24 protein-coding genes are annotated in these 21,839 nt (G+C 58.2%); 11 read left to right on the top strand and 13 right to left on the bottom strand.

What is annotated here, in order from left to right:
• The 4 genes from UNPF46_RS26135 to UNPF46_RS26120 all read left to right on the top strand — a co-directional run.
• On the top strand, nt 1-245 hold a 245-nt coding region (locus UNPF46_RS26135; protein ID WP_142251919.1), incomplete at its 5' end, for a glycosyltransferase family 9 protein.
• A 795-nt stretch (nt 246-1,040) separates the two neighbouring features.
• Nucleotides 1,041-1,565: a hypothetical protein gene (locus UNPF46_RS26130; protein ID WP_142251918.1), complete on the top strand. Its 525-nt coding sequence runs from the start codon at nt 1,041-1,043 to the stop codon at nt 1,563-1,565.
• 328 nt (nt 1,566-1,893) lie between these two features.
• Entirely contained in the window at nt 1,894-2,196 is a 303-nt protein-coding gene (locus UNPF46_RS26125; protein ID WP_142251917.1) for a hypothetical protein, read from the top strand.
• A gap of 24 nt (nt 2,197-2,220) precedes the next feature.
• Nucleotides 2,221-3,003 (top strand): hypothetical protein, encoded by a 783-nt coding sequence (locus tag UNPF46_RS26120; RefSeq protein WP_142251916.1) that lies wholly within the window; start codon nt 2,221-2,223, stop codon nt 3,001-3,003.
• Between the two features lie 312 nt (nt 3,004-3,315).
• Here UNPF46_RS26120 and UNPF46_RS26115 read toward each other — a convergent pair whose 3' ends face one another.
• The 4 genes from UNPF46_RS26115 to UNPF46_RS26100 all read right to left on the bottom strand — a co-directional run bounded on the left by UNPF46_RS26115 (nt 3,316) and on the right by UNPF46_RS26100 (nt 6,792).
• Nucleotides 3,316-4,914 carry a recombinase family protein gene (locus tag UNPF46_RS26115; protein WP_142251915.1) on the bottom strand — a complete coding sequence of 533 codons (1,599 nt, stop codon included), beginning with the start codon at nt 4,912-4,914 and terminating at the stop codon, nt 3,316-3,318.
• A gap of 320 nt (nt 4,915-5,234) precedes the next feature.
• On the bottom strand, nt 5,235-5,486 hold the full coding sequence (locus tag UNPF46_RS26110) for a helix-turn-helix domain-containing protein (protein ID WP_100177272.1): 252 nt from the start codon (nt 5,484-5,486) through the stop codon (nt 5,235-5,237).
• A gap of 228 nt (nt 5,487-5,714) precedes the next feature.
• The gene (locus UNPF46_RS26105; protein ID WP_142251914.1) at nt 5,715-6,203 is read right to left on the bottom strand and encodes a hypothetical protein; all 489 of its coding nucleotides are present in this window, start codon (nt 6,201-6,203) and stop codon (nt 5,715-5,717) included.
• A gap of 286 nt (nt 6,204-6,489) precedes the next feature.
• Nucleotides 6,490-6,792 carry a hypothetical protein gene (locus UNPF46_RS26100; RefSeq protein WP_142251913.1) on the bottom strand — a complete coding sequence of 101 codons (303 nt, stop codon included), beginning with the start codon at nt 6,790-6,792 and terminating at the stop codon, nt 6,490-6,492.
• A gap of 381 nt (nt 6,793-7,173) precedes the next feature.
• Between UNPF46_RS26100 and UNPF46_RS26095 the strand changes: the two genes are divergently transcribed.
• Together UNPF46_RS26095 and UNPF46_RS26090 are read left to right on the top strand one after the other, a co-directional pair.
• Entirely contained in the window at nt 7,174-7,920 is a 747-nt protein-coding gene (locus tag UNPF46_RS26095; RefSeq protein ID WP_142251912.1) for a hypothetical protein, read from the top strand.
• A gap of 916 nt (nt 7,921-8,836) precedes the next feature.
• Complete coding sequence (locus UNPF46_RS26090; protein ID WP_181770113.1) at nt 8,837-9,127, top strand: hypothetical protein; 291 nt, start codon at nt 8,837-8,839, stop codon at nt 9,125-9,127.
• A 172-nt stretch (nt 9,128-9,299) separates the two neighbouring features.
• On the opposite strand, the gene UNPF46_RS26085 is transcribed toward UNPF46_RS26090, so the two are convergent.
• From UNPF46_RS26085 to UNPF46_RS26070, 4 genes are all read right to left on the bottom strand, one after another.
• Nucleotides 9,300-10,286 carry an HNH endonuclease gene (locus tag UNPF46_RS26085; RefSeq protein ID WP_142251910.1) on the bottom strand — a complete coding sequence of 329 codons (987 nt, stop codon included), beginning with the start codon at nt 10,284-10,286 and terminating at the stop codon, nt 9,300-9,302.
• Nucleotides 10,287-10,302: 16 nt separating this feature from the next.
• Nucleotides 10,303-10,800 carry a hypothetical protein gene (locus UNPF46_RS26080; protein WP_142251909.1) on the bottom strand — a complete coding sequence of 166 codons (498 nt, stop codon included), beginning with the start codon at nt 10,798-10,800 and terminating at the stop codon, nt 10,303-10,305.
• Nucleotides 10,800-11,525: a hypothetical protein gene (locus UNPF46_RS26075; protein WP_142251908.1), complete on the bottom strand. Its 726-nt coding sequence runs from the start codon at nt 11,523-11,525 to the stop codon at nt 10,800-10,802. The genes UNPF46_RS26080 and UNPF46_RS26075 overlap by 1 nt, the downstream gene beginning before the upstream one ends.
• A 141-nt stretch (nt 11,526-11,666) precedes the next feature.
• The gene (locus UNPF46_RS26070; RefSeq protein ID WP_142251907.1) at nt 11,667-12,380 is read right to left on the bottom strand and encodes a hypothetical protein; all 714 of its coding nucleotides are present in this window, start codon (nt 12,378-12,380) and stop codon (nt 11,667-11,669) included.
• 84 nt (nt 12,381-12,464) lie between these two features.
• Here UNPF46_RS26070 and UNPF46_RS26065 point away from each other — a divergent pair, with 84 nt between their 5' ends.
• From UNPF46_RS26065 to UNPF46_RS37675, 4 genes are all read left to right on the top strand, one after another.
• Nucleotides 12,465-12,680: a hypothetical protein gene (locus UNPF46_RS26065; protein ID WP_142251906.1), complete on the top strand. Its 216-nt coding sequence runs from the start codon at nt 12,465-12,467 to the stop codon at nt 12,678-12,680.
• 13 nt (nt 12,681-12,693) lie between these two features.
• Nucleotides 12,694-13,704, top strand: coding sequence for a hypothetical protein (locus UNPF46_RS26060; protein ID WP_142251905.1), 1,011 nt, complete (start codon nt 12,694-12,696; stop codon nt 13,702-13,704).
• A 75-nt stretch (nt 13,705-13,779) separates the two neighbouring features.
• Nucleotides 13,780-14,070 (top strand): pyocin activator PrtN family protein, encoded by a 291-nt coding sequence (locus UNPF46_RS26055; RefSeq protein WP_142251904.1) that lies wholly within the window; start codon nt 13,780-13,782, stop codon nt 14,068-14,070.
• Between the two features lie 548 nt (nt 14,071-14,618).
• Complete coding sequence (locus UNPF46_RS37675) at nt 14,619-14,867, top strand: hypothetical protein (RefSeq protein ID WP_181770112.1); 249 nt, start codon at nt 14,619-14,621, stop codon at nt 14,865-14,867.
• Between the two features lie 68 nt (nt 14,868-14,935).
• Here the strand turns inward: UNPF46_RS37675 and UNPF46_RS37670 are convergent, their stop codons facing one another.
• Nucleotides 14,936-15,136, bottom strand: a complete 201-nt coding sequence (locus UNPF46_RS37670) for a hypothetical protein (protein WP_181770111.1) — start codon at nt 15,134-15,136, stop codon at nt 14,936-14,938.
• Between the two features lie 370 nt (nt 15,137-15,506).
• On the opposite strand from UNPF46_RS37670, the gene UNPF46_RS26045 reads away from it, so the two are divergent.
• Nucleotides 15,507-16,367, top strand: coding sequence for an AraC family transcriptional regulator (locus UNPF46_RS26045; RefSeq protein ID WP_174719181.1), 861 nt, complete (start codon nt 15,507-15,509; stop codon nt 16,365-16,367).
• 71 nt (nt 16,368-16,438) lie between these two features.
• On the opposite strand, the gene UNPF46_RS26040 is transcribed toward UNPF46_RS26045, so the two are convergent.
• The 4 genes from UNPF46_RS26040 to UNPF46_RS26025 all read right to left on the bottom strand — a co-directional run bounded on the left by UNPF46_RS26040 (nt 16,439) and on the right by UNPF46_RS26025 (nt 21,535).
• Nucleotides 16,439-17,662 (bottom strand): ABC transporter substrate-binding protein, encoded by a 1,224-nt coding sequence (locus UNPF46_RS26040; protein ID WP_142251903.1) that lies wholly within the window; start codon nt 17,660-17,662, stop codon nt 16,439-16,441.
• A gap of 76 nt (nt 17,663-17,738) precedes the next feature.
• Complete coding sequence (locus UNPF46_RS26035) at nt 17,739-19,604, bottom strand: AMP-dependent synthetase/ligase (protein WP_142251902.1); 1,866 nt, start codon at nt 19,602-19,604, stop codon at nt 17,739-17,741.
• 1 nt (nt 19,605) lies between these two features.
• Nucleotides 19,606-20,385 carry an enoyl-CoA hydratase/isomerase family protein gene (locus tag UNPF46_RS26030; RefSeq protein ID WP_142251901.1) on the bottom strand — a complete coding sequence of 260 codons (780 nt, stop codon included), beginning with the start codon at nt 20,383-20,385 and terminating at the stop codon, nt 19,606-19,608.
• Between the two features lie 16 nt (nt 20,386-20,401).
• Nucleotides 20,402-21,535, bottom strand: coding sequence for an LLM class flavin-dependent oxidoreductase (locus UNPF46_RS26025; protein ID WP_142251900.1), 1,134 nt, complete (start codon nt 21,533-21,535; stop codon nt 20,402-20,404).
• Nucleotides 21,536-21,839: the final 304 nt, after the last annotated feature.

Raw genomic sequence — 21,839 nt, 5'->3', positions numbered from 1 at the left:
TGATTTCTTGCCTTGATCTCGTCATCACTGTGGATACCAGCGTGGCTCATGTGTCAGCCGCGCTTGGGAAACCGACCTGGATTTTGCTACCTTTTATGCCGGACTACCGCTGGCTCCTCCACCGCGACGACAGCCCCTGGTACCCGACCGTTCGGCTCTTCAGGCAATGTGAGGATCGGGAGTATGGCAGCGTCATCGATCGCGTACGTCGAGACTTGCAAAACTTTGGCCGGCAACAACCTTGATCTGGCACAACCGACGGGCAGCGTTCGTTACTGACCCTTAGCCTTGATTGGCATCCCGACGTGATGCGCTGTTATGTCCGGAATTGGCCCGTAGCTGCCATAGTCGAGGCGAGGGATCGAAGTCTGCTTTGGACCTCTAATGGTGCAGGAACTGCAGCACTGCTTCAGGTGATGCAGCCGCCAGCGCTCCGACACAAAACCCGACGAAGCCAACCGCAGTAGCCCCGACTAATCCGTGAGATGCCCAGCCGGTCGCCGCGCCAATCACGGTGCCCAACGTAATCGTGCAAATCGCCCAGATCACATGAAGGACGGCTTTTATCGTTCTGCCCATTCGCTCAATCTACCACGGGCTCTTTCAACGGCCGTTCACAAGTTCATTAGAAGTTGTGCACTGCAATCTGAAGAGAATGAACTGAAACCTTGCCAGTATCCGCAACTGGCCCATCTGCGACCTAGCGTGCCCTCCGCTAACGGGCAGCTATCTGCCAACAAGCGGACCTCTGGCAAGCTCGCCATCCGATGCATTGTCTTGCAACTAGTTGTTCGCACCCGACGCGAGCTTCGAACATCCAGCAAATCCGCACAATCTGGGTCCTTCCCAGGCGCCCCCCGTGCGGGTGACGCGCGACCGCCCGGGTTTACCAGGCACAATTTTTCCAAACTGAGTTGTTGTTCTCGCACGGCGTCGCCCGCTGATGTGGAACAATGCGCGAGGGGTGATTGCTTTGGGCTGTAGCGAAGTAGCCCATTATCCGACCCTAAAGGCAGTTCAATCGCCTTCAGGACGCCCCGATGCCCGATACTAGTCCGCTGTATCCGCCCGATTTCCGCGCTTCGCCCATTTCACCCTCCACCCGGAAGCGACGCAGAAATCCGCGCACCGTCTCGATGCCCGAGCGCGTCGGACCGTTCGCGAGACTTGTCTTCGCCGAGATGGCCCGCCAACGAGTGACTTACGACTCGCTGGAAGAGCGCAGCGGCGTGCGTAGGGCCACGCTGAAGGCTTGGAGAAAGAAGAATCGCCCCGGCTTAGAGAGCATTGAAGCGGCCCTGGCAACGCTCGGGTTCGGCCTTGTCCCCGTCGCCACTCTTGAAGTGCTCGACCATCCCGAACTCGCGGGCGAACTCACCGCGCTAGCCCTCAAGATGCGGATGGATATCCCGCAGACCTGGGCTGCTCTGATCGACATCGGCGTCGAGCAGAAGCTTCTCCGCATGCGAGCAGACGAGCGTGCCGCCATTCTGGCCGAGCACGAATCGCGCCTCGCCGGCATCCCCGCCAACGACAATAAGAAGCGCCGCCGTAAAGCGGCTTAAGGGGTACCGAAACAGTCCCGACAGCCGCCCCCGATTTTCCCATACTCCTCCCGTTGCTTGGTCCTCCTCCACACCAAGTAACGCCATTCGCCAGCCTTGGCCGGTGTGTTTGGTAAACCAAATGCATCGGCCACTTTTTCAGATGGATGCCAATGTCTAAAGTCTATCTCTCGCGCACCCAGGCCGCAAAGCGGATCGGCCGTTGCGCGAAGACCCTCCGCAACCTCGCCAAGCGTGGCGATGGGCCCCCGTTTCTGTTGATCGGTGATCGACCTGCTTATCCGGCCGATCAGCTTCAAACCTGGATTGCGGCCGGCGGAGATGCCCAATGAGCCGCGCCAAGCTTCTCGCCGACCTTCAGGCGGCGTCCGCAGATTACGCAACGGCTCAGCGGCAGCTTGCAGAAGCACAGTTCAGTGCACGTCACGGCATGGCGCACAGCCTGACGTTTGCCGAGAGCCGCGCGCATGTTGCCTATCACCGCTGGCTGCGGGCGGGCGAGGCATATAGCGCCGTTGCACCGAAGCCCGCTCCGAAGCCGGCTATCGCGACCAAGCTCCCCCCGAAGGCATCGACCATCGCGTCGCGAGACCCCGGCGCAGAGGCCGTCGCCAACTACTGGCGGCGCTAAGTTCCACCCCTTGAGAACAATCACATGAATCTTATCCAAAAGCTGTTCGGCAAGAAGCCGATTACCTCCACCGCTATCGCCACGGAGATCGAGAAGGCGCGCGCCGAACATGGCGCTGCCCTTGCTAAGCGCGGCGCAGCGCTGGCCGGTCTCGGTTTAATGGATGATGCCGCCCATCAAAAGGCCGAAGCAGAATATGAAGTGCACCGGCGCGCTGCCGATCGCGCTGCCGCGCGCCTCGCTGATCTTGAAAAGGCGCACGCGGAAGCGCTCGCGACCGAAGCAGGGGCCGAGAAGCAAGCCGAGGCAGAACGGTTCCGTCAGCGTGTCGAGAACGCACGCAATGATGTTGAGATTCAGGCAGTTGTCTTGCTTCGCGAGTACGACGCTACGGCTGCAAAGCTCGGCGACATCATCGCCCGGCTCGGTGAGATCGATGCCGAGGCGAGCGCGGTTAACGAAGCTGGCCGACGCGCACCGGGCTTCGAGCCTGTGCGCAGCATCGACGCCGCGCACCGTCAGCATCCGGGTCGGCAAGCGAACGAACGTCGCGAGATGCAGCAGTGCTGGGTGTTCGCGAACGGGCATGCGCTTCCCGTGCGAACCAACGCTGATGGTAACGCCATCAAGGAAGAGCCGCGCTGGGTTCATCATGAACAGCGTTTCGACACCCCGCGCCTTGAGCAGCGTGAGATTGTCGTGTCGCGCACCGAGGCGCGCCCTGGCCACTATGAAGCCGGCCTGGCCGGCATCGTGCTTCCGCCGGGGTTTGCCCGTGGTGCTGCACATTGGCCGCGCAAGTCATGAGCGCGCGGGGCTTGAAGTTGATTTGAGCCATCCCGTCGAAATCGGCGGGCTGGTGTGCGAGAACGCCGCTATGTTGTGCAGAGGAAGCGCAGCTGCGACGTGACCCGTGCTGAGCTTAGTGGCTGCGACATCGAAAAATGGCGTTAGCGCGCACGCCTGATGTCGGCTTATCCGCCAATAGCGGCGCATTAGCGGACGCCGCCAGAGGTCGCAAAAGGGCCAATTACCGATGTCGAGCCCCTCTCACTAACGGACGCCGACCGCGCAAAAGCAAGATGCGATTTTCTCGGCTCCAAGTTCGTCGCAACTGACCTATCGACAAACGCGACGAATGAGCGATTTAGCAAGCGCAGAGAAAGTTTTGAAACGTTCGATCTTGCGAGCGCGGAGCGTCTCCTCAGACAGCCACAAATGAGGACCTCCCGGAGGAGGAACGCGGAGTAGTAAATAGTCGAGAATACTTGCGTTATTCTCGCCCATTCTGATCGCCGCTATCCAACCTGACTGCCATCGAACGCGGTGGCGCATACCCCAACGCACCTTGCCGTCGTAGTTGCGCCATTTTGCCAAGCCGAAGTGAACGCGCACAATCTCGTCCACCAGCAAGCTCCCACTTGACGACTCAATCGTGACACTGGCACCAGCCTTCTCAAGAAGCTCCCGAAGCTGCACAGCATGCCCGATGTTCATATCGAGCCACTGCTGGTGGGCGGTAAGATCCGTCCAGTGTTTATTGTTCTCGCGATAGTCGATTAGTCGGTAAAGGTTTTGAAGGCTACCGAAGTGCTTATAATAGGTGCCGCTGTGTGGAAGCGTCGGAGCTTGATTAATAATCTTGGCGCTGAGTTTGCCTTTCTTCAGAAGTACTTTGCGCACCCGCCGCAGCATCTCGTCTTCTGAAATCTTGACGTGCCATTCATCCATGATCTTGTTCGCGCGTATAAACGCAGCCTTATCGATAATGGGCGTGATGCAGCCCTCGCTCCTTATCCAATGCTCTTTTGGATTGTGCCTTCGCTTCGTGCCTAGTTTTTCCGTCGAACGATTGTAGACGTAGTTGCCGATGAATGCTTCGTTTTTTAGAATTGCGCCTACAAGCTTATTACTCCAGAGTCGGCCGTTATGTGTCGCCACTCCTTCCTGATTTAGTTCTTTCGCGATTTTCCATTGAGACTTTCCTCCAACAAAATCATCGAAAATCCTCTTAATGATTGCGGTTTGCTCGGTCGGTCCTGGACGTAGTTTCACTCGGTCTGTAGCCAAGCATTTGCGTTCACCGGGCTTGAGAACTCCTTTGACCTGATCGTGGTCATCCACCAAGAAACGCTCCAAGCCAAAACCGGCCGAGCCGCCCATTTTGAATCCGATCCTAGCCAACCGCGAGGTCCCAGCAAAAACCTTTGCCGATAGCTCGCGGCTGTACTCGGCCGCCATGACCCGCTTGATGTTCTTCAAAATATTGGAAAGAAGGCTTCCGTCGTTATCAAACTGCTCCGCGCAGTATGCGACCTTAACCCCCGCCTTTTTGCAGATGAACTCATAATGCGCGCTTTCGTCTGCGTCTTGAAAGCGCCCCCAACGGCTGACGTCAAAGACTAGAATATTGCCAAAATCTATCTGATCTGAGCTAACGTCAGCGATCAACTGAGTGAGGCCCATCCTGTTCTTAATCAGCAAGCCGCTTTCACCTTCATCGCGATAGGTGCGCACAATTGAGAGCCCGTGAAGCTGTGCGTAGGCAGCAATGACCACAGCTTGATTCTCAATCGAATATTTTTGGTAGTCAGTGGACATACGGACGTACTGCGCGGCCCGTTGCGCTTTTTGCGTCTGAGGTAGACTCCCCCTACGAGCAACAAGCGCGCGCTGCTCCGGCACTGCTGGCACTCCGCTGCGCGATATCGGGTTCATCTATACAGCTTTGCTGCCGGCAGCGCCACTGGAAACGCCCTCTGGCTCCATAAGCCATCAAACACGTCGGCGCGAAGGTGATGAAACTGGACCATCGGCGCTTGGTGCGAAATCGCAGGACACTAAAACTGTTCTCCGGAAATCTGTCGCGCCAACAGGCGTCTGTCGCCATCCATTGTACCGAGCGTTGGCGCGCCAGCGGTGAAGAATCCTGACAGCCGTTAGCGTGCTTAGCGTCACGAGTTGCAAAACAAGAAGGATACCTCAAACAGGAGCCCGCGAGCACACATCGTGCGGTGCACGGAAGATGCGACGCTCTATTAGAAAAGATCCTCGATCGCTTTGGCCGAACCCTTGGTGCGTGGACGGATGATGATCTCCAGATCGAGTGCGGCCAAGGCATCCGTAAGCGTGCGTATTTGTGTCGCTGGTTCGCCGGCTTCTAGCTTCGAGATGGTCGCTTGACGCGCATGCATCTTATCACCCAAGGCACCCTGGGTGAGACGTTTCATCCGGCGGTGCCGTCTAATGGCAGCACCAAGTTGCTGTGGGGAGCGGGCGATTATATCCATCGGGCAGCCAATACGCGAAAGCGTATAAAATGACATTATACGCGGATGCGCATAATGAGGGTCGATTGGTCTCTTTCTCTTCCATGTCATTCATCTATCAGTATCCGCTTTGGGTCAAAAGCACCGGTCTGAACGGCGCCCTATCACTTCCGGTGTGCCCTCGATCGCTGACCATATCTGGGCCAAGCCGGACTTCGCCATCGGGCCAAAAGGCGACCCGCCGGCGCATCACAGATTTTTCAACAAGCGCCGATGTAGCGTTGCAGCATTGGGCTGCCTGGCGGCCCACTCCAAATTACGTTCGCCATCGATCTTCACCCAGAACGTACGGGTAGGCGCATCGCTCCCATCTAGCGAGTTGAAAGTACATGATGCCCTTTCTCGAATGATGGCGCCGACGGAGTCCTGAGCTTGGTAGTCAATGAGCGCCACGTACTGAACGGGCGGGTGGCGCGCAGCTTGCTGCATGGACCGTCTGGTTGATGCGGATACGGCGCGCTCAGGCTCGGCGAAAAATTCCTCCCATGTGATCGTTCTTCTGGAGTCGTCCAGCCCGATCCGTTGATAGGTGGAGGGAACCGCCAACCGCTCCTGGATTGCCGTTTCGCAAGTCTGTACAAATTGAGAGGTGAACGGCGGATAGCCGCGGGCGTAAGCATAGCCGAGAACAGCGATGCCGAGGACTAGGAACGCTGCGACAGCATGCTTAAGCTTCATCTGTAACTCTTACAGAACTTTGCCTGCTGGTTTTGAGCGACTGGCCGGCAGGGTGCACACGCCCGACCTAACCCGAACTAAGCTAAGCGTGCATTAACGGGCCCGCACAACCCGCCAACTCAAATGTTCCATTTTGTCGCCGGCGGTTGCGACGACCATTCGGCTTTGATTTGGCTCTGGTCGATGCCCGCTTCGGGTCAAACGCAGCGGTGGACCCGAGTTGGATCGGCGTCCGGTTTGCCCCTGGCAGCCGACACAACACGAAGGGCCAACAGCGGACAATAGATCAGCTTTCCGACTTTGGCTGCCCAACCAATTTGATGCCGCCGATTTTTTCGGCAGGCGCAAGTCCTTTCATCCTGTTGAACTCTTCGCGAAACTGGTTTCCTGCTTCTGTCCATCTTCCGAAGCGAGTGTTGATGTTCTCCATCAGACCAACACTCGCGAGCGCTTCTATTGCATGTTCGCCAGCGGACATCGCGCGACTGTCCACCTCGTCGCCATATTCGTCCAAGTACTGATCGACCATCTTGACGAGCGCAATTAGCAGCTTCTGTTCGCGGTCGGTCAAAACCTCAGATTTGCTCATCGCCCATCGCCTCGCGCATTCTTTGGGTGGCCACTTTACTCTTTGCCTAGCATGTCAGCTATGGGTCATGAGCGCCGTTCGGCGGGTCAGCCGGTTGCTTCCGGTCTACCTCCATGAGCCGACCACCGGGAACGCCGCCTGGACTTCGCATTCGGGCCAAGAGCGGTCATCGCTAATCTGTTTCCATTTGAGTTCGACCCGCAATATCCTGCCGCAGGACGGCTCGGGAGCTTGAACATGCGTCGAAGGGAGTTCATTGCTGGGCTGGGGTCGGCAATAGCCTTGCCGACCGCGACGCAGGCACAGCAATCGGCGACACCGGGCATCAAAACGCCTAATACTGACTTGCCTGGGCTGTCGGCAACTGAAGCTGGAGCAGGAATGAAGAGCAGCATTACTGCGCTCGCAGCCCACAATAACGCCATATGGTGCGACGCAGTTTGCCGGGCGCACGATCGTCCTGGCGAGTTTCATGAGGCGCTTTGGTTGACCCGGCTGGGAACACCCCGCTTCTATCCCGACGCGGTGACGACGACAGGCGTAGAAGCTGCATCAGCGCAGCTTGAGGCCATCGCTGACTTGATCGCCTTAGATCGACGGCGGGAGTGGTTTGTCAAGGACAGCTTCCATTGCCTGCGCCTGGAGTCGTTTGGCTTCAAGCCATTATTCGATGCCGAATGGATCGCGATGAGTGGCGCGCGGCCTGACGTCAGGCATCATGAGCCGGGTGACCGTTCGACCATTGTGACCGACGAAGCTGAATTGAGCGCCTGGGAGCGGTCCTGGGTTGGCGAGGACGCCAAGGCGGCCGCTATACGCCCGCCGCGCGTGTTCATGCCTCGCCTGCTTGCGGACAACGACATCGTTTTTGTCTCTATCCAGGGTGAGGATGGCCGTGCGGGCGGCGGCATCCTCAATCGAGGTGCTGATGTCGTCGGCCTGTCAAATCTGTTCGGTTCTCATATGGATCGGGTCTGGCGAAGCTTGATCGCGGTGGCGGGTGAGATGTTTCCCGGCCTGCCTCTGGTCGGCTACGAGCACGGAGATGATTTGGCAGCCGCCAAGTTGGCCGGGTTCGAGACCATTGGCCCTTTGCGGATCTGGAGACTTCCTGCCACAGCGCGCTGATGACGGCTTCGGGTCAAAGGCTGCCCTCCCAGGGCTGCCTCACCTGGGTCGGCTCATCTGTTGCAAGCAGACGTTTCGGCTCTTCGAGCACAGGGCGGCAACGGGCCACTGGCGGAACCGCGGCTGGCAATTTACACAAGGTTAGCGCTCGTGGTTGTACAATCGATGGATGTCGCCTCCTCGGTGGTGGCCAAAAATCAAGCGGGAAGTAGTGCTCATGCACCCGAAGTGGCTAATCATCATCGATCTGATTGTTATGTTCTTCGGGCTTATTTCGTCTAAGTCATGGCTGTTTATACCTTGACGAGCGCTTTCCAAGACGACTTGGCCGTTTGCGCTAAGGCTCCTTAGTTGGGAGATCCCGTTCGATGAGCCAACCAACGATAGTCGCAACTCGCTATCAATGTTGGTACTCTTGGTGAATGGCGGGGGCGATGATGCTTAAGCTTTTTCGAGGCGTGAGCCTGCTTTGCCTTTGCATCGTGGGCGTTGCCGTTGTTGTAGCCCCCTTGGAGCTCGTCGCTTATCCCATATTGAAATCCATCGGGTGCAGTTTGACCGAGGAAAGGCAAGGCTTCACCTGCGGAGATGGTTGGATCGGTCTCTCCATCTCGACCGTTCTCAACCTGCCGATACTGTTCTCCGACGCGCGAGAGTTTACGTTCGGGGAACGAGCGTTCGGTCGAAGTTTCACGATCTACTTGTTCGACGCGATCTTCATTCTCGCGCTGGCATACCCTCTGCTGATACTCTTTGCGCGGAGAGGCAGTCGGCGAAGCAGCTAACGACTGCTACGGGTCATGAACGTGAAAACTCCGCGCGAGCACAATCGGTCTGCTTTTGGGCGGTTAGCGAACTAACCTCTCCTTAGCGAACCAAGCGAACGTTCCCAGCCATCCGCGCTATGTCCGGGCCTGTGAGCTACGGCAAGCCTTACCTTGTCGGCGAGAACGGCCCCGAGCTTTTCGTGCCGGGCATGTCCGGCCGAATCGAGTCGAACGACAAGCTGCGCAGCCTGACCTCTGACGGCGCGGCAGCGGTGGCGCACTCGACGACTTCGGTAACGAATAATGGGGCGGTCGCCTTCAATCCGACTTTCAACATCGCTGGCGGCGACCCGCGCGAGGTCGCCGGGCAGGTCCAGCGCGAAATGCGACGCTTCCTGGCGGAGCTGGAATCGGAGCAGCGCGGTTATTTGAGCGATTGACAATCGCGGCCGAAACTTGAGTTCCTAAAAGCGTCAAGTGATGCAAGCCCCTTGCGAGAAGCTCGGGCAAGTCATGGTTGGATTTCGAAAAGAGAACCGGTCCCCTAACCAATTCGAGCCATCGTTTTCCAAGACCTATCGAGCAGCATGAAGGTGGGATCGTCAGTCTCTGCTACGGTTCGGTCCCCTCGCCAAAATGCACGTCGCGGTTCGCTCGCTTGGTCAAGAACTCCGCCAGTCCGGGGTACGGCATCTTTTCCTTCCGCTCTTCGGACCCATACTGAACTATGACAGTGCGAAATTGAAACCCCTCTAGCGGACCGTATTCGACTGCGAACCTCCCTTCTTTGAGGCGATAAGTCCGCATGAGCGTCTGCCTGATCCGGTCCGCGATCAAGTTGGCTGCCCGAGTGAGCTCCAGCATCAAATCTTGGACTAGCGAGACGTGGAACTCGTACTTTTTGAGCATCCTTTCGTAACGTTCGGTGTCCCATACAGGATTTTGGTAGAATTTGATCGTGAATAGCCAGTCTCCGCCGCTCGTTCTCTCAACGTGCTTCCGAAAACTCTCCTGGAAGTCGCTCAAGACCCGTCGGAAATTTTGGAATGCGCTCTCCAATCCCGCGTCACCTTCGGGCCAAACACGAGTAAGAAGCCATTGGCGAAGTTTCTCGAGGTCACTATCGATCTCGACCGTCATTCTCGGTTGATCATTGGAAAGCACATAACTCGCCCACCCAAGCCAATTCTCGGTATGAGCCAAACGCTCCCATTCATCAACGATCCCTGCGTACTGCTCGTCCTGAAACTGCTTCGCTTGGTCGAATCCAAGTTGATCCCTCACCCAAGCCTCGTGCTGATCCTTCATCTCGTGGAGAGATGCAACTGTGTAAGTGCTCTCTTGATCATCAATTACCTTGTGATGGATGCGGCAGAGAAGAATCAGGTTGGAGTAGCTGTTGCGCCGCTCTATTGGCATAGTGGGATCGGCGCGCGGACCGTCATCACTTTCCGCTACGATGTGGCAATTTTCTCCAACAAGCGACGCATCGTCCGCCGTCGTCTCGTCCTCAAATAGCACCCTCCGGCAATCGGCTCTTGAACAGCGCCCAGCTGCTTTCCCCCACAGCATCTTTTGTGTTTTCAGCGAGATTGTCACTGGCAGCCCCCCTCTCTCAGCGTTCTTCAATTCCTTTTCGAGCTTCCCGATCGTTCATCCAAATATGGATGTTGACCCCGCCTCCGTCGCGGATAAATGCCTGGCACTCGATCTTCGCATTGGGAATGTCCAAATCCGCCAGCTCGCTCTTGTCCTTTAGGGCCGCACGATGACACTTCCGGGATTCAGCCTCTAAGGTCTTCACGTCGACCCTTGTGACGGCGTTCCCCGCTCTCGCTAATAGGCCGAACCACTCGTTTGGGGGAAAGCCGCTCTTGTCCCAGGTCAGCGAAACCCCGGTGAGCCGATGGGTCATGCAGCTCAGGACCATGTCGGGATTCTTGAGGAACACATTATTGCCCGAAGGCGAGTAGTGATCGAACGTCGCGTTTGTCGCTTCGGCTAGTCTAGCCGTCAGTTCCTTGCATTCTGAGCTGTTAGCACCGCCCTCAAACGTCGCAGCACGAGCAGCTGTCGCCGCGACTATGAGGGCCATAGCGACCAACAGCCTCATCAGAACGATCGGGCTGCCGCGCCGATCTTGGTCTCGAAATCCCATTTCGCGAATTGGGTACGGAACATCAGGTTGAAGACCTTCAAAGCGCATATGCCTACCTGGGCGCAACTCTTTAAACCGTGTTGAAGTTGTGTGCTATCACCCGCCAGCATCGCCACCTGCAAAGTGCCGGTATTGATGGAGGCGGGCACGACAGCACCCAGGACCCCCTTTTCATTCGGATGGGCGCCGAAGTCTATGCTGCGCTCATACATTTCCTGATAGATCTTCGAAAGAGGCTCATCATCCTTAGCGATAGCGTCTCGCACGGCCTTGTTCGAGAATTTCTTTCGAACTTCTGCCAAGTTCTCATCGCGTTGCAACCACAAGGCAGATAAGTCCGCGTCTGTCGCGATTAATCTAGCGTATCCCGCGTTCTCCAGACATGAGCGCTGCAATGGAAAGCTTTCTGTTGGTAAGCTTAGGCAAACCATCACAGAAGCCCTGAATGCATTGAACGATCGCATATATAACAACACCGGCACTATTTCAGCAGTCTTTGTCGGCTTGAGGCCCTGCCGCACCACTTCGCCGAAGATATCGTCGATTGCTGTAAGCCGTGCCGCCACAACGTTCTTATTGCCAACAACAGCTAACGAGTTGCTCCAACATTCTTCGATAAAGGGAAAAAGATCGCCGCGATGCCATTCGTCGGGACGCGCTCTATTCAAGTTGTTTGTCATAATTTGACCTCACGGAGGCGAGCCTGCCTCGTCCGAACATCAATGAAGTTGGCTTGCGCGTTAAGACGGCTCGTGGCGCCACATTCGAAAGACAGAATGACGATGGTTGCACTGAACGCAATTTCGAGAGCGGTCAGTCGTCTAGTGGGCATCGCTGTTCTTCCACTGCTGTCCTTCCAGCGCAAATTTCAGGAGCTTGGCAGCAGATACAAATGTGTCGGCGTCATCCGTAGCTTGAAGCGTCGCCCCGAAGCCGGACTGCAATTGCTTTGCGAGCGACCGACGCTCTTTGCTATCGATGATGAGTCTGTCCACCTTGCCTTGAGCGTTCACTTTAGCTGCGTCCACCAGACAGAGAAACGCTCCTGTAGCTATTGTAAAGGTGGTGCGGTCAACCTGCTCCAGCTCCGCGCTAATCTCTGGCACACGGGCAGATATTCTTCCGTAGTCCACGCCGGGCTTTGGCCCGCTTATTAGCTCTTGGGCTGCGCCAACCAACTCCGCGTGCTTCGACCACCTCAATTCATTCACATCGTGGAGCCCATTGGCGAAGGCGTCGCAGGGCGCGCCCGGCTTTATATCTTTGAGCATTCTCATGCTTATCGAAGTATGCATCTTGTATCGCGTGCCGACGCGTACCATCGTTGCGAGCTTTTGGTCGGCGCTCGGCGATTCAGCCAACTCCCTCGACGCCTGCTCACGAAGCTCATGTAATTCGATGAGTTCGCGGACGTATTCGCGAAAGAATGCAATTCTTGGATTGATCTGGTCGGAAGCTGCATGGATAGGCTCGCCGAAAACTAACAATGCGACGGCAGCAAATATCCCCAGCCCGCCTAGCCTACTAACAGCCATCGCGCTTCCCCCAAGCATACTACACGCTTGACTTGATTAGAACGAAGTGAGAACATTGCCAAGCCCTGTCGCTTGGTTTTCCCCATGCCTGAAGTCGCTGCCCCGAACCTGCAATCCGACGCGCAGGCCCTGGAAGCTGCCGCCGATCAGGCGATAGCGGCTTGCGGTGGTGACCCACGCGAAGCGGTGAAGGCGCTGTTGATTGCCAACGAGTTCTTGGAGCGAGAGATGACAGAGCGAGTATCTCGCGGGTACATTCGCGGCGTGAAGCATGGCAGGTTCAACACTTATTCTGGATAGCCGGGACGCATAAGTGCCAATGGCAGAATCGGGGATCACCGCTGCGGCTCCGTCTACGCTACCTGCTCCGCTTCCGGTGACGCTTAGCGGCTTCGAAAGCGATGAGGCAGCACGCACATTTGCTGGGAAGCTGCAAGCCTACCTCCATGTCATCGGACAGTACTTGGATTTGGAACGTTTGGATGCCGTGAGCGTCGCCTACAATTATCCCGAGGCGCTAGCAAACGTTGACAGGGGTCTTGGAGGAACCGCGACCCTCACCGCAACGTCGGCGTCCTACGGCCTAGGCGTTGCAATGACACCAGCAGTACTTCGGAACGGGGTTGTCAAAGCTCATATGGTCTACGATGCCAACGTTGTACGTGGCATCGAGGCTGATGAGATAAATCGGGAGCTTTTTCACCTCATCGCGCATGAATGCGGCCACGTTCACGACCTAAAAGCTCGCGATGAAGCGTTCCCGAATGTATTGATGCAGACGCGTTATTCAAACCTTCGGCGTAATGTTCTTGGTAGCACCGCTGCCGCATGCTGGGACGAATACGCTGCGAGTTACTTCAGCGCGCAATTTTCCATCGATGAAACGGCGGACAATTTAGCGGAACTCTTCATCGGTGCAGCTCGCGACGCGCGAGAACACGCCAACGAATCGATTAAGCGCTACAGGCGGCACGGTGACATTCGTTTAGTTGTCAGCGAAGTCGGAGCAGAATACGGAAACACCCTCAAATTCGCGGCGTATTTGTTGGGTCAGCTTCACGGCCTTGGAATGAGACTTGCTGACCATAAAGCGGCTAACGATTTTGTTGCCGGTCATTGGTGCGCCGAGTTTGTAAATCGTCTGGACGTCGCGCTGACGACTCTCATGGCTCGCTACGGTGAATGGTCCGACATCACAGAATTTTCCATCTTGGAGACCATTGCCGACGATCTTTTGAAAGACGGTGGGGTCACGGTCACCGAAATATCGGATGAGGAAGTGTACGCTCAGATACCGTTTACAGCGGAAACGATGCCCGGATAATTTCGCCCGCAGCGTTTAGCTTGAGGGAGACTAGAACAGCTTGAGTCGCCGCTGCGCCGAATTAACATCCATCTCATGAGCAAAGCAGATACCCGCTCCCCGACCCTCAACACCGCCTTCTTGCTTATGGCGCAGTACGGCGGCAAAGCCATTATCCCGGTCGAGGAATTGTGCCGCGACTACTTCTCGCATCTCGATCCGGCGAAGTTCATCCGCAAGGTTGGCGCAGGCGAAATCATGATCCCGCTAGTGCGCATGGAAGCGAGTCAGAAGTGCGCCAAGGGCGTCCACCTTCAGGATTTGGCCGATTACCTCGACGCCCGGCGCGCCGCCGCGCTTAAGGAATGTCGTCAGCTTGCGAGCTAGGTACGACGAAAATACTACATCGCACATCTGCTCTTTTACGAACGCTGCAAAAGTCACTGTCCCGCAAGGACTTTTTGATTCGTCAGCGTTCAGTCGGTCCAGTCCATCATGGGCGCCACGGAAACGCGATAGTTTTGATATTTCAATAAGTTGCCCTATTCTTTCAATGGACTGGAGCGTGAACCAGGTGCACACGTGTGCACTTAAACTAGCCCAAATTGCACACGTTTGTACCGCATTTGATCTCCCGGTGCACACGTAGCGCACACGAAATCGGGGTGGAGTGCACACGCAATGCCGACGTTTACAAAACTCAGATCGGGAAGATGGCGCGTTCAGGTCAGGCGGAAAAACGAGTACATCGCAAACACGTTCGTGCGACGGCGCGATGCTGAAGAATGGGCGCTTGATGTGGAGCGCTCTATCGATCGCAGCGCCCCAATTCGACGTTCCCGGCCTTTTGAGCAGCCTCGTTTTTTTCCGATTTGATCACCCTGCATCTCGACGATCTTGCCCAGGTCGGCAAGCCCGTACGACGACCCAAGTCGATGGTGCTCAAGGCCCTCAAGATCTCGCTTGGACGGACAAACCTCAAAGAGCTGACCTGGGAGAGATTGATTGAGTTCGGGCGAAAGCGAGCTGCTCAAGGCGCTGAAGCGGCGACCCTTGCGATCGATTTCTCATTCATCCGAACGATCCTACTTCACGCTGCCGCAATCCACGGCATTAACGTTTCAGTCGAGAACGTACAGCTGGCCAGAGCTGCGCTAAGACATCTGGATCTCGTCGGAAAGTGAAACGAGCGAGACCGGCGCCCTAGCCAAGACGAACTCGATCGACTGATCGGATACACCGAATCCAACGCTCAACAATATCTACCACTCGGTAGAATTGTTCGCTTTGCTGTGGCGACAGCAATGCGCCAAGCTGAGATCTGCCGCTCGTCGGCGACGATCGGAACGATGCGCGGGCCGAGCGATCCAAGCGATGCGAGCCAATCGGCGGTTTCGACCGCGCCCCGATCGGCGTTGACGGCCTTGCGTGGCGGATCGATGTGTACGGCCATGCGTCGGGCTCCCAGAAAGCCCGCACTTGGTAGCATCGGGTGCTGTGGCACGTGCTGCTGAGTACGGCCGCGTTCCGACGGATTGCCCGGCTCCGGAGGGACGCCGAGGCTCGCATCGCAGCATTCCCTGCTGTTGGTCTAATCAGGCGAGCGATCGAGCCGTGGGCCGCCTGACAGGTGCTTCCGCTTGGTCACGGCGCAACATGCCGCATCACTGAGCGCTCACGCCGCAGGAGCAGGCATCTTGTCGCAGATCAGCGAACTCGACGGCTCGCCGCGACTAGTGACCTGACCTTTCAAAACAGCTAACCTCGGTTAGCAGCAGGATCTGCATCAGGCTTGACCGACTTGACGAATTGGCAGGATTGAAATGCCGCCCGAGACCGAGTTCGATCGCAATTTTGCGCGAATGGATCTGCCCGATCTTCGGATCAACTATGATCCGGTCGATCCGGATCAGTTCGATCGTCCCGTCACTTCATTCTGTCTCGAAACCAGCAAAGACAACGACGACCTGCCGCTGCACTCACACCGCAAAGGCCAATTGGTCGTCGCATCTCATGGCTCGGTGATGTGCCGGGCGCCTGGCGGCTTGTGGATCGTACCTCCGCAAGGCGCGGTATGGATCCCGGCCGGCGTGCAGCACAGCAATTGCGTGGCCGATTTCGGCAAACTCTACACCGTGTTCATCGATCCACAGGTCAGCATGCTGCCGCGGACCTGCTGCACGCTGATGATCACGTCGCTCGTGCGCGAATTGATCCACCGCCTCTCGGTGTTCCCGCCGCTCTATCCGCTGGAAGGACCGACCAGCCGTCTCGGCCGGGTTTTACTCGACGAACTCGTGCAGATGTCGACGACGGATGAAATGTATCTGCCGATCTCCCCCGACGCCCGTCTTCAACACCTCGCGACCTCCTTGTTGAATAATCCGGGCGACCGCAGCACGATGGACGAAGTCGCCTCGCGCTACGCGATGAGCGAGAGTACGTTCGCACGCTTCATCGCCAAGGAAACAGGGATGACCTTCGGGCGCTGGCGCCAGCGTCTCCACATACTGATCGCCATGCAACGCCTCACGGCGGGCAGTTCGGTCCAGGCCGTATCGCTGGAACTGGGCTACGAAACGCCCAGCGCGTTCATCACGATGTTCAAGAAGACAATGGGAAAGAGCCCCCGCCGCTTCCTTGCCGAGCGGTCACGCCTGATCAATTCGGATAGTTTGCCCTAGCTCGCACGTCCCTGCCCGACATTTGACGACCGCGACCCCACGACGCTTTCGCGGGGCCGCACGTAACGACGTCAGCGTTTGCTGTAAGGCGCAAGCGGATACTCGAGCGACGCTTCCGCAATGGCCTTTGGAGCCACCACCCGCGGCCTGCCTTTCAAACCCTGCAGCATCACCATCGAACAGTGGATGTTCTGACCGGTCTCGTCGAAGCTGGTATTGTCGCCGTACATCAGGATCGGCTTCATGTCGGTCGTCTTGAGCGCGCCGCGAATCGCCACCGACTCCGGCGACGCCGCCCGCGTCACGGCGTCTGCGACGATCTGCACCGCCTCGAACGCGCAGCCCGCATTGGCATCGAACCAGTCGTTCGGGTAGTCGGCCGCGAACATCTTCATGATCCTGTCGGTCTCGGCGCCCTTGGGATTGAGCCACAACGCCGACAGAACCGGACCGTCACCGTACTTTCCGAGCGCGTCGTGATACGCCTTGTCCGACACGCCGTTGGAGTTGGGCGAAAACACCATCTTGGGATCCCAGCCCTGCTTGATGCATTCGCGCGCGATCATGATCGCGTCGTTGACGCGCGTGACCGAGATCAAAGCATCGGCACCCGACGCTTTCGCCTTGGCGACCTCTACCGACAGATCCTTGGCCTTCTCGTCATAAGCAACGTACTGCGCGATCTTAAGCGGAACACCCACTTCCTTCCACGCCTGATCGATGCTGGCCGCCGTCGACTTTCCCATCGTGTTGTTGAGATGGAGAACGACGGCGCTGCTCGGCGGATCCTTCAGCGTGCCGAGCACGGACTTCAGCTCGGTCAGCGATTGCCGCACGATGGTCAGCGACGTGGGGTAATAGCGGAACACTTGGGTGAAGCCTTGCGAAGTCACCTGGGTGGCGCTCGCGATGTGGACCACCATCGGCACCTTGGCGGCCTCGCAGGCCTGCAGCGCCGAAATGGTGGCGCCGGAATCCCACGCGCCGATCAGCACGCTGCAGCCCTGCCGGATCAGGCTCTCGGCGGCAATCCGGCCGTTCTCCGGACGGCTTTGCGTATCGGCGTGAACGATCTCGATGTCGAGGCCGAACTTCTCACGCGCGAATTTGGCGCCGAGATCGATGCCGCGCACGCAGGCCTGACCGGGAAACGCCAGCACGCCGCTACTGGGCATGATCGCTCCGACCTTCACCTTCGTGTTCGCCGCAAACGATGGCTTTGATACCAGGCCTGCCGCAATTCCCAATCCGCTTCCGACAATCGTTCGCCGCGTGATTCCGCTTCGCTTGGTCATCTCGATGTCCTGTTGCTGAAGGAGTGAACTTCATCTTGACTAATAGCTTCGTAGGTTTGGGGAGCGACCGCCGACGTCAAAGGCCCATCTCGGCCTTGATCAGTTTTTCCTCGGTCTCGTCGTAGAGCGACGCGATCAGCGACTGATAGCGCTCGTTGATCTGCTTGCGACGCTTCTTCCGCGTCGGCGTCATCACGCCGTTCTCGAGCGACAGCTCCTCCGGCAGAATGCGGAACGCCTTGATCTGCTCGGCTCGCGCCAGCCTTCCGTTGGCCTTGCCGATCTCCGCCTCGATCAGCCGGTTGACGATCTCGGAGGCTGCCAGGTCGGCGTAACTCGCGATCTTGTCGTCGCGCGACTTCGCCCAGTCCATTGTGGCGGTGGCATCCACTTCGATCAGGGCGGTGAGATATTTTCGCCCCTCGCCGATGACTGCCGCCTCGGAGATGAAGGGGCTGTGCCTCAGCTCGTTCTCGATCTGAGTTGGGCTGATCGATTTGCCGTTCGACGTGTTGATGATCTCCTTCTTACGGTCGACCAGCTTGAAGATTCCTTCCGGCGACACTTCGACAATGTCGCCGGTGTAGAGCCAGCCGTCGCGCAGCGCCGTTTTCGTCTCGTCCGGCTTGTTCCAATAGCCCGCGAACAATCCCGGTCCACGGACGATCATCTCGCCGTCCTGGAGCACGGCGGTTTCCCAGGCCGGATCCGGCAACGGGACCCCGACGTTGCCGGCCTTCGGCCACTCCGCCATCTGCACCAGATTGGCACCGACCAATTCGGTCTGGCCGTAGCACTCCTTGAGCTGCAAGCCCCACAGCTGCCACAGCGACATCAGCTCGGACGGCATCGCCGCCGACGAGGTGAACGCGACCTTCAGCTCGTCGAAACCGACCTCCGCAAGCAGCGGCAGGAACACTTGCTCGCGGCAGGCCGCGAACAGTTTCGAGACGAAGGCATCTTCGTGGCCGCGCTGACGGTCCTCGAGCGCCCTGCGCGCGATCGTCATGGCGAGCGCGTAGTTCTGATCTCCCGCACCGCCGGCGGGATGCACCTTGCTGAGAATTTGCGTCGCAAAACGCTGGTAGAACCGCGGCGGCGCCATGTAGTAGGTCGGCTTCACCTCTTTGATCGTCTGAGCGAAGTCCGCGGTCGTCTCGCCGAAATACGGAACTGCGTCGGCGATCAGCGGCAACGTCGTCGCCTGCCCGCGCGCGACGGTGTGCGACATCGGCAAATGCACGACCACCCGGTGTTCCTCTTCGCGCATGCTGGGGCCGAACAGGGTAATGCAATGAACGCCGGCGAGAATGGAAAGGTGCGTCAGCATCGCGCCTTTGGGGTTTCCGGTGGTCCCGGACGTATAGCCGATGCTGACGACATCGGACGCCTTTGCTGTCGCGCTCTCCTTCTGCAGATAATCATGCGCATCGACATCGCGTGCTCCGACAAAGTCGGCCTGCGACTTGATCGACGCCGTGGCCTCGCCGGTCCAATCCGGGTCGAGCACGATGATACCGCGGAGCTGCTCGGCCCGACCGGAGGCGATCACGATGCGAAGCTGCTGCTCCCCGCCGACGAACGCGAACTTCGCGCCTGAATCCGTGAAGCAGTAAGCCACTTCTTCGGGTGACGAGGTGAAGTACACGCCCACCATGACGCCGCCAGCGCACATCGTGGCCATGTCGGCGATCAGCCATTCCTCGGACGAATCGCCCATGATCGCGACCCGATCGCCGCGCTCGAGACCAGCACACCGCAGCGCGCTGGCCAGGTTGACAACACGCTGCGCATAGGCGCCCCACGTCATGGCGGTCCAGGCGCCCTGACGCTTTTGTTGCAAGGCGATCTTGTCGGGCCGCTCCGCGAGTCGCGCAGCTAAAAGTTGCGCGACGGTCGTATCGGCCAACTGGGCGCCGGATGTAATCGCAGCGACGCTCATCTCAGCGCTCCGCGAAACGCTTGCGCTTGGCCGCGAAGGCGGCAACCGCCTCGGCCCGCTCGGGCGACTTGAAGGTCAACATCTCCAGTGCCGCAGAGGTGTCGAGCAGCAGGTGGGCGTACTGCTTGATGATCTTGTTGACGCTGTACTTGGTCCACACGATCGATTCCTTCGGCCCGCTTGCCAGCAGTTCGGCGTATTCGATCGCGGCATCGAGAACGTTGCCGTCCGCGACCACCTCGTTGATCATGCCGATAGCAGCCGCTTTCTCGGCGGAGATGAATTCGCCGGTCATCAGATAGTGCTTCGCGCGCACCGGCCCCATCAGCAGCGGCCAGATCACCGCGCCGCCATCGCCCGCGACGACGCCGGCATTGACGTGCGTGTCGGCGAAACGAGCTGTCGAACTCGCATAGATCACGTCGCAGAACAGCGCGAGCGTGGCACCCAGGCCGACCGCGACACCGTTGACGGCCGCGACGATCGGCACCTCGACTTCCAGCATGTTGCGGATGAGGTGGCGACCGCTGCGCGTCGGGGACGGCAAGGTTCCCTTATCCAGCGACTTCTGATCGCCACCGGAGCAAAATCCGCGGCCCGCGCCGGTGAGAACGATCGCGTTGACAGAACTGTCGTGATCCAGCTTGACGAAGACGTCTTCGAGCTCCTCGTGCATCTCCCAGTTGATCGCGTTGAGGACCTCCGGTCGATTCATCGTGACGATCGCGACGCCGGTGGCGCGCCGTTCGACGATCAGGTACTTGTAGCCGTATTGCGACATTGATTTCACCGTTGGATTACTTGTTCTTGGTCCGCATCAGCCGGATCTGACCGAGGATCTCCTCGGTCGGCCGCACGACGTTGTTTCTGTCGTTGAAATGCGGGATGACGTAGCGACCGACCATGTCGATCGCCTCCATGATCTTTTCGTGCGGGACGGAGTCCATGTGCAGCAGCACCTCGTCGATCCCCATGGCCTCGAACTTCTCGATCTGACGAATGACCGTATCGGGGCTGCCGCACACCGTCGTGGCCGACTCGTTGACCAGATAGTCCCAGTCGTTGGCGGCACGCTCCATCGACGGCACGCTCTCTCCCATGTACTTGTAGTCGTCGGCAATCGCCGCGAGACGCGGATAGGCATCGGTCGAGATCTTGGCATAGTGCATCAGCGGGCCGGCATAATCCGCCTTGGCCTGCTCGTCCGTTTTACCGATGCCGATGAACAGCGGAATGCCGATACGCGGACGTTGCAACGGTCCCTCCTCGTCGCGCTTCCAGTTTGTTTGATAGGCGCCGATCAGCTTCTGCTGAGCTTCCCAGCCCTGATAGATGTTGCTGCTCATCACGGCGAAGCCCTGCGAGGCAGCCCAGACATGACTGCGCTCGCTGGTCGCCGCGATCCCGATCACCGGGTGCGGCTTCTGCAGCGGCTTTGGAACCAGCTGGCGCGGAGGGATCTGGTAGTACTTGCCGTCAAACGTGAAAATGTCCTGGCTCATCGCCGTTTTCAGCAGCGCCAGACCTTCTTCCATCTGAGCCAGCGTTTCGTTCGGATCGACGTTGAACGCCCGCATCGCGATGGTGGTGTTGGCGCGACCGCCGTAGAATTCCATGCGGCCGTTGGACAGGATGTCGGTCACCGCAAGCCGCTCGGCCGAACGCAGGGCGTGGTTGATGCGCTGCGGCATCAGCGTCACCGCCGCGCGCAGCTTGACGCGCGACGTCACCGCGGCCAGATAGCCGAACACCACTTCGGGCGCTGAGCTCGAAATCCCACCCAGTGCCACGTGCTGCTCAGAGAGCGCGACACAGTCGAAGCCGACCTTCTCGGCCAGGCGGACTTCGTCGACCAGTTCGTGAAGCCTGCGCGAGTAACTGTGGCCGACCTGGGTTTCCTGTTCAGACCAGAACCCGAACGTAAGTGCCATGTCTCAATCCTCTTAGCTTTCGAGATGCCAGAGGGTTTCATAGGCGGGGCGATATTTTCGCCCGAAAGCCGCGTTGCGTAGTCAAGCTTTCCGAATTTTATGCTGCCAGTATCCGCAACATGGCAGACGCCGCGCGAACCTTCGCCGCGCGGCGGACGGACTGACCGTCAACGGCGGGCGCCGGCGACTCCGGCCTCGCTATCGAAGGTCTTGATCAGCAACTCGGCAACCGCCGCGAGGCACGCTTCGCCGATGTTGTGGCTCGAGCCGAACGGACTTCCGATCACGCCGTTATGCGAAGCCG

It is taken from the genome of Bradyrhizobium sp. UNPF46, from assembly GCF_006658625.1.
In the GTDB taxonomy this organism is placed as follows: domain Bacteria; phylum Pseudomonadota; class Alphaproteobacteria; order Rhizobiales; family Xanthobacteraceae; genus Bradyrhizobium; species Bradyrhizobium nitroreducens.
This window is presented reverse-complemented; position numbering and strand designations above follow the sequence as displayed.

Coding starts and splice junctions, on each gene's coding strand:
- UNPF46_RS26130 (WP_142251918.1), top strand. CDS start 1,041: ATGCCCGATACTAGTCCGCTGTATCCGCCCGATTTCCGCGCTTCGCCC.
- UNPF46_RS26125 (WP_142251917.1), top strand. CDS start 1,894: ATGAGCCGCGCCAAGCTTCTCGCCGACCTTCAGGCGGCGTCCGCAGAT.
- UNPF46_RS26120 (WP_142251916.1), top strand. CDS start 2,221: ATGAATCTTATCCAAAAGCTGTTCGGCAAGAAGCCGATTACCTCCACC.
- UNPF46_RS26115 (WP_142251915.1), bottom strand. CDS start 4,914: ATGAACCCGATATCGCGCAGCGGAGTGCCAGCAGTGCCGGAGCAGCGC.
- UNPF46_RS26110 (WP_100177272.1), bottom strand. CDS start 5,486: ATGGATATAATCGCCCGCTCCCCACAGCAACTTGGTGCTGCCATTAGA.
- UNPF46_RS26105 (WP_142251914.1), bottom strand. CDS start 6,203: ATGAAGCTTAAGCATGCTGTCGCAGCGTTCCTAGTCCTCGGCATCGCT.
- UNPF46_RS26100 (WP_142251913.1), bottom strand. CDS start 6,792: ATGAGCAAATCTGAGGTTTTGACCGACCGCGAACAGAAGCTGCTAATT.
- UNPF46_RS26095 (WP_142251912.1), top strand. CDS start 7,174: ATGAAGAGCAGCATTACTGCGCTCGCAGCCCACAATAACGCCATATGG.
- UNPF46_RS26080 (WP_142251909.1), bottom strand. CDS start 10,800: ATGAGGCTGTTGGTCGCTATGGCCCTCATAGTCGCGGCGACAGCTGCT.
- UNPF46_RS26075 (WP_142251908.1), bottom strand. CDS start 11,525: ATGACAAACAACTTGAATAGAGCGCGTCCCGACGAATGGCATCGCGGC.
- UNPF46_RS26070 (WP_142251907.1), bottom strand. CDS start 12,380: ATGGCTGTTAGTAGGCTAGGCGGGCTGGGGATATTTGCTGCCGTCGCA.
- UNPF46_RS26065 (WP_142251906.1), top strand. CDS start 12,465: ATGCCTGAAGTCGCTGCCCCGAACCTGCAATCCGACGCGCAGGCCCTG.
- UNPF46_RS26055 (WP_142251904.1), top strand. CDS start 13,780: ATGAGCAAAGCAGATACCCGCTCCCCGACCCTCAACACCGCCTTCTTG.
- UNPF46_RS37675 (WP_181770112.1), top strand. CDS start 14,619: ATGGTGCTCAAGGCCCTCAAGATCTCGCTTGGACGGACAAACCTCAAA.
- UNPF46_RS37670 (WP_181770111.1), bottom strand. CDS start 15,136: ATGGCCGTACACATCGATCCGCCACGCAAGGCCGTCAACGCCGATCGG.
- UNPF46_RS26045 (WP_174719181.1), top strand. CDS start 15,507: ATGCCGCCCGAGACCGAGTTCGATCGCAATTTTGCGCGAATGGATCTG.
- UNPF46_RS26040 (WP_142251903.1), bottom strand. CDS start 17,662: ATGACCAAGCGAAGCGGAATCACGCGGCGAACGATTGTCGGAAGCGGA.
- UNPF46_RS26035 (WP_142251902.1), bottom strand. CDS start 19,604: ATGAGCGTCGCTGCGATTACATCCGGCGCCCAGTTGGCCGATACGACC.
- UNPF46_RS26030 (WP_142251901.1), bottom strand. CDS start 20,385: ATGTCGCAATACGGCTACAAGTACCTGATCGTCGAACGGCGCGCCACC.
- UNPF46_RS26025 (WP_142251900.1), bottom strand. CDS start 21,535: ATGGCACTTACGTTCGGGTTCTGGTCTGAACAGGAAACCCAGGTCGGC.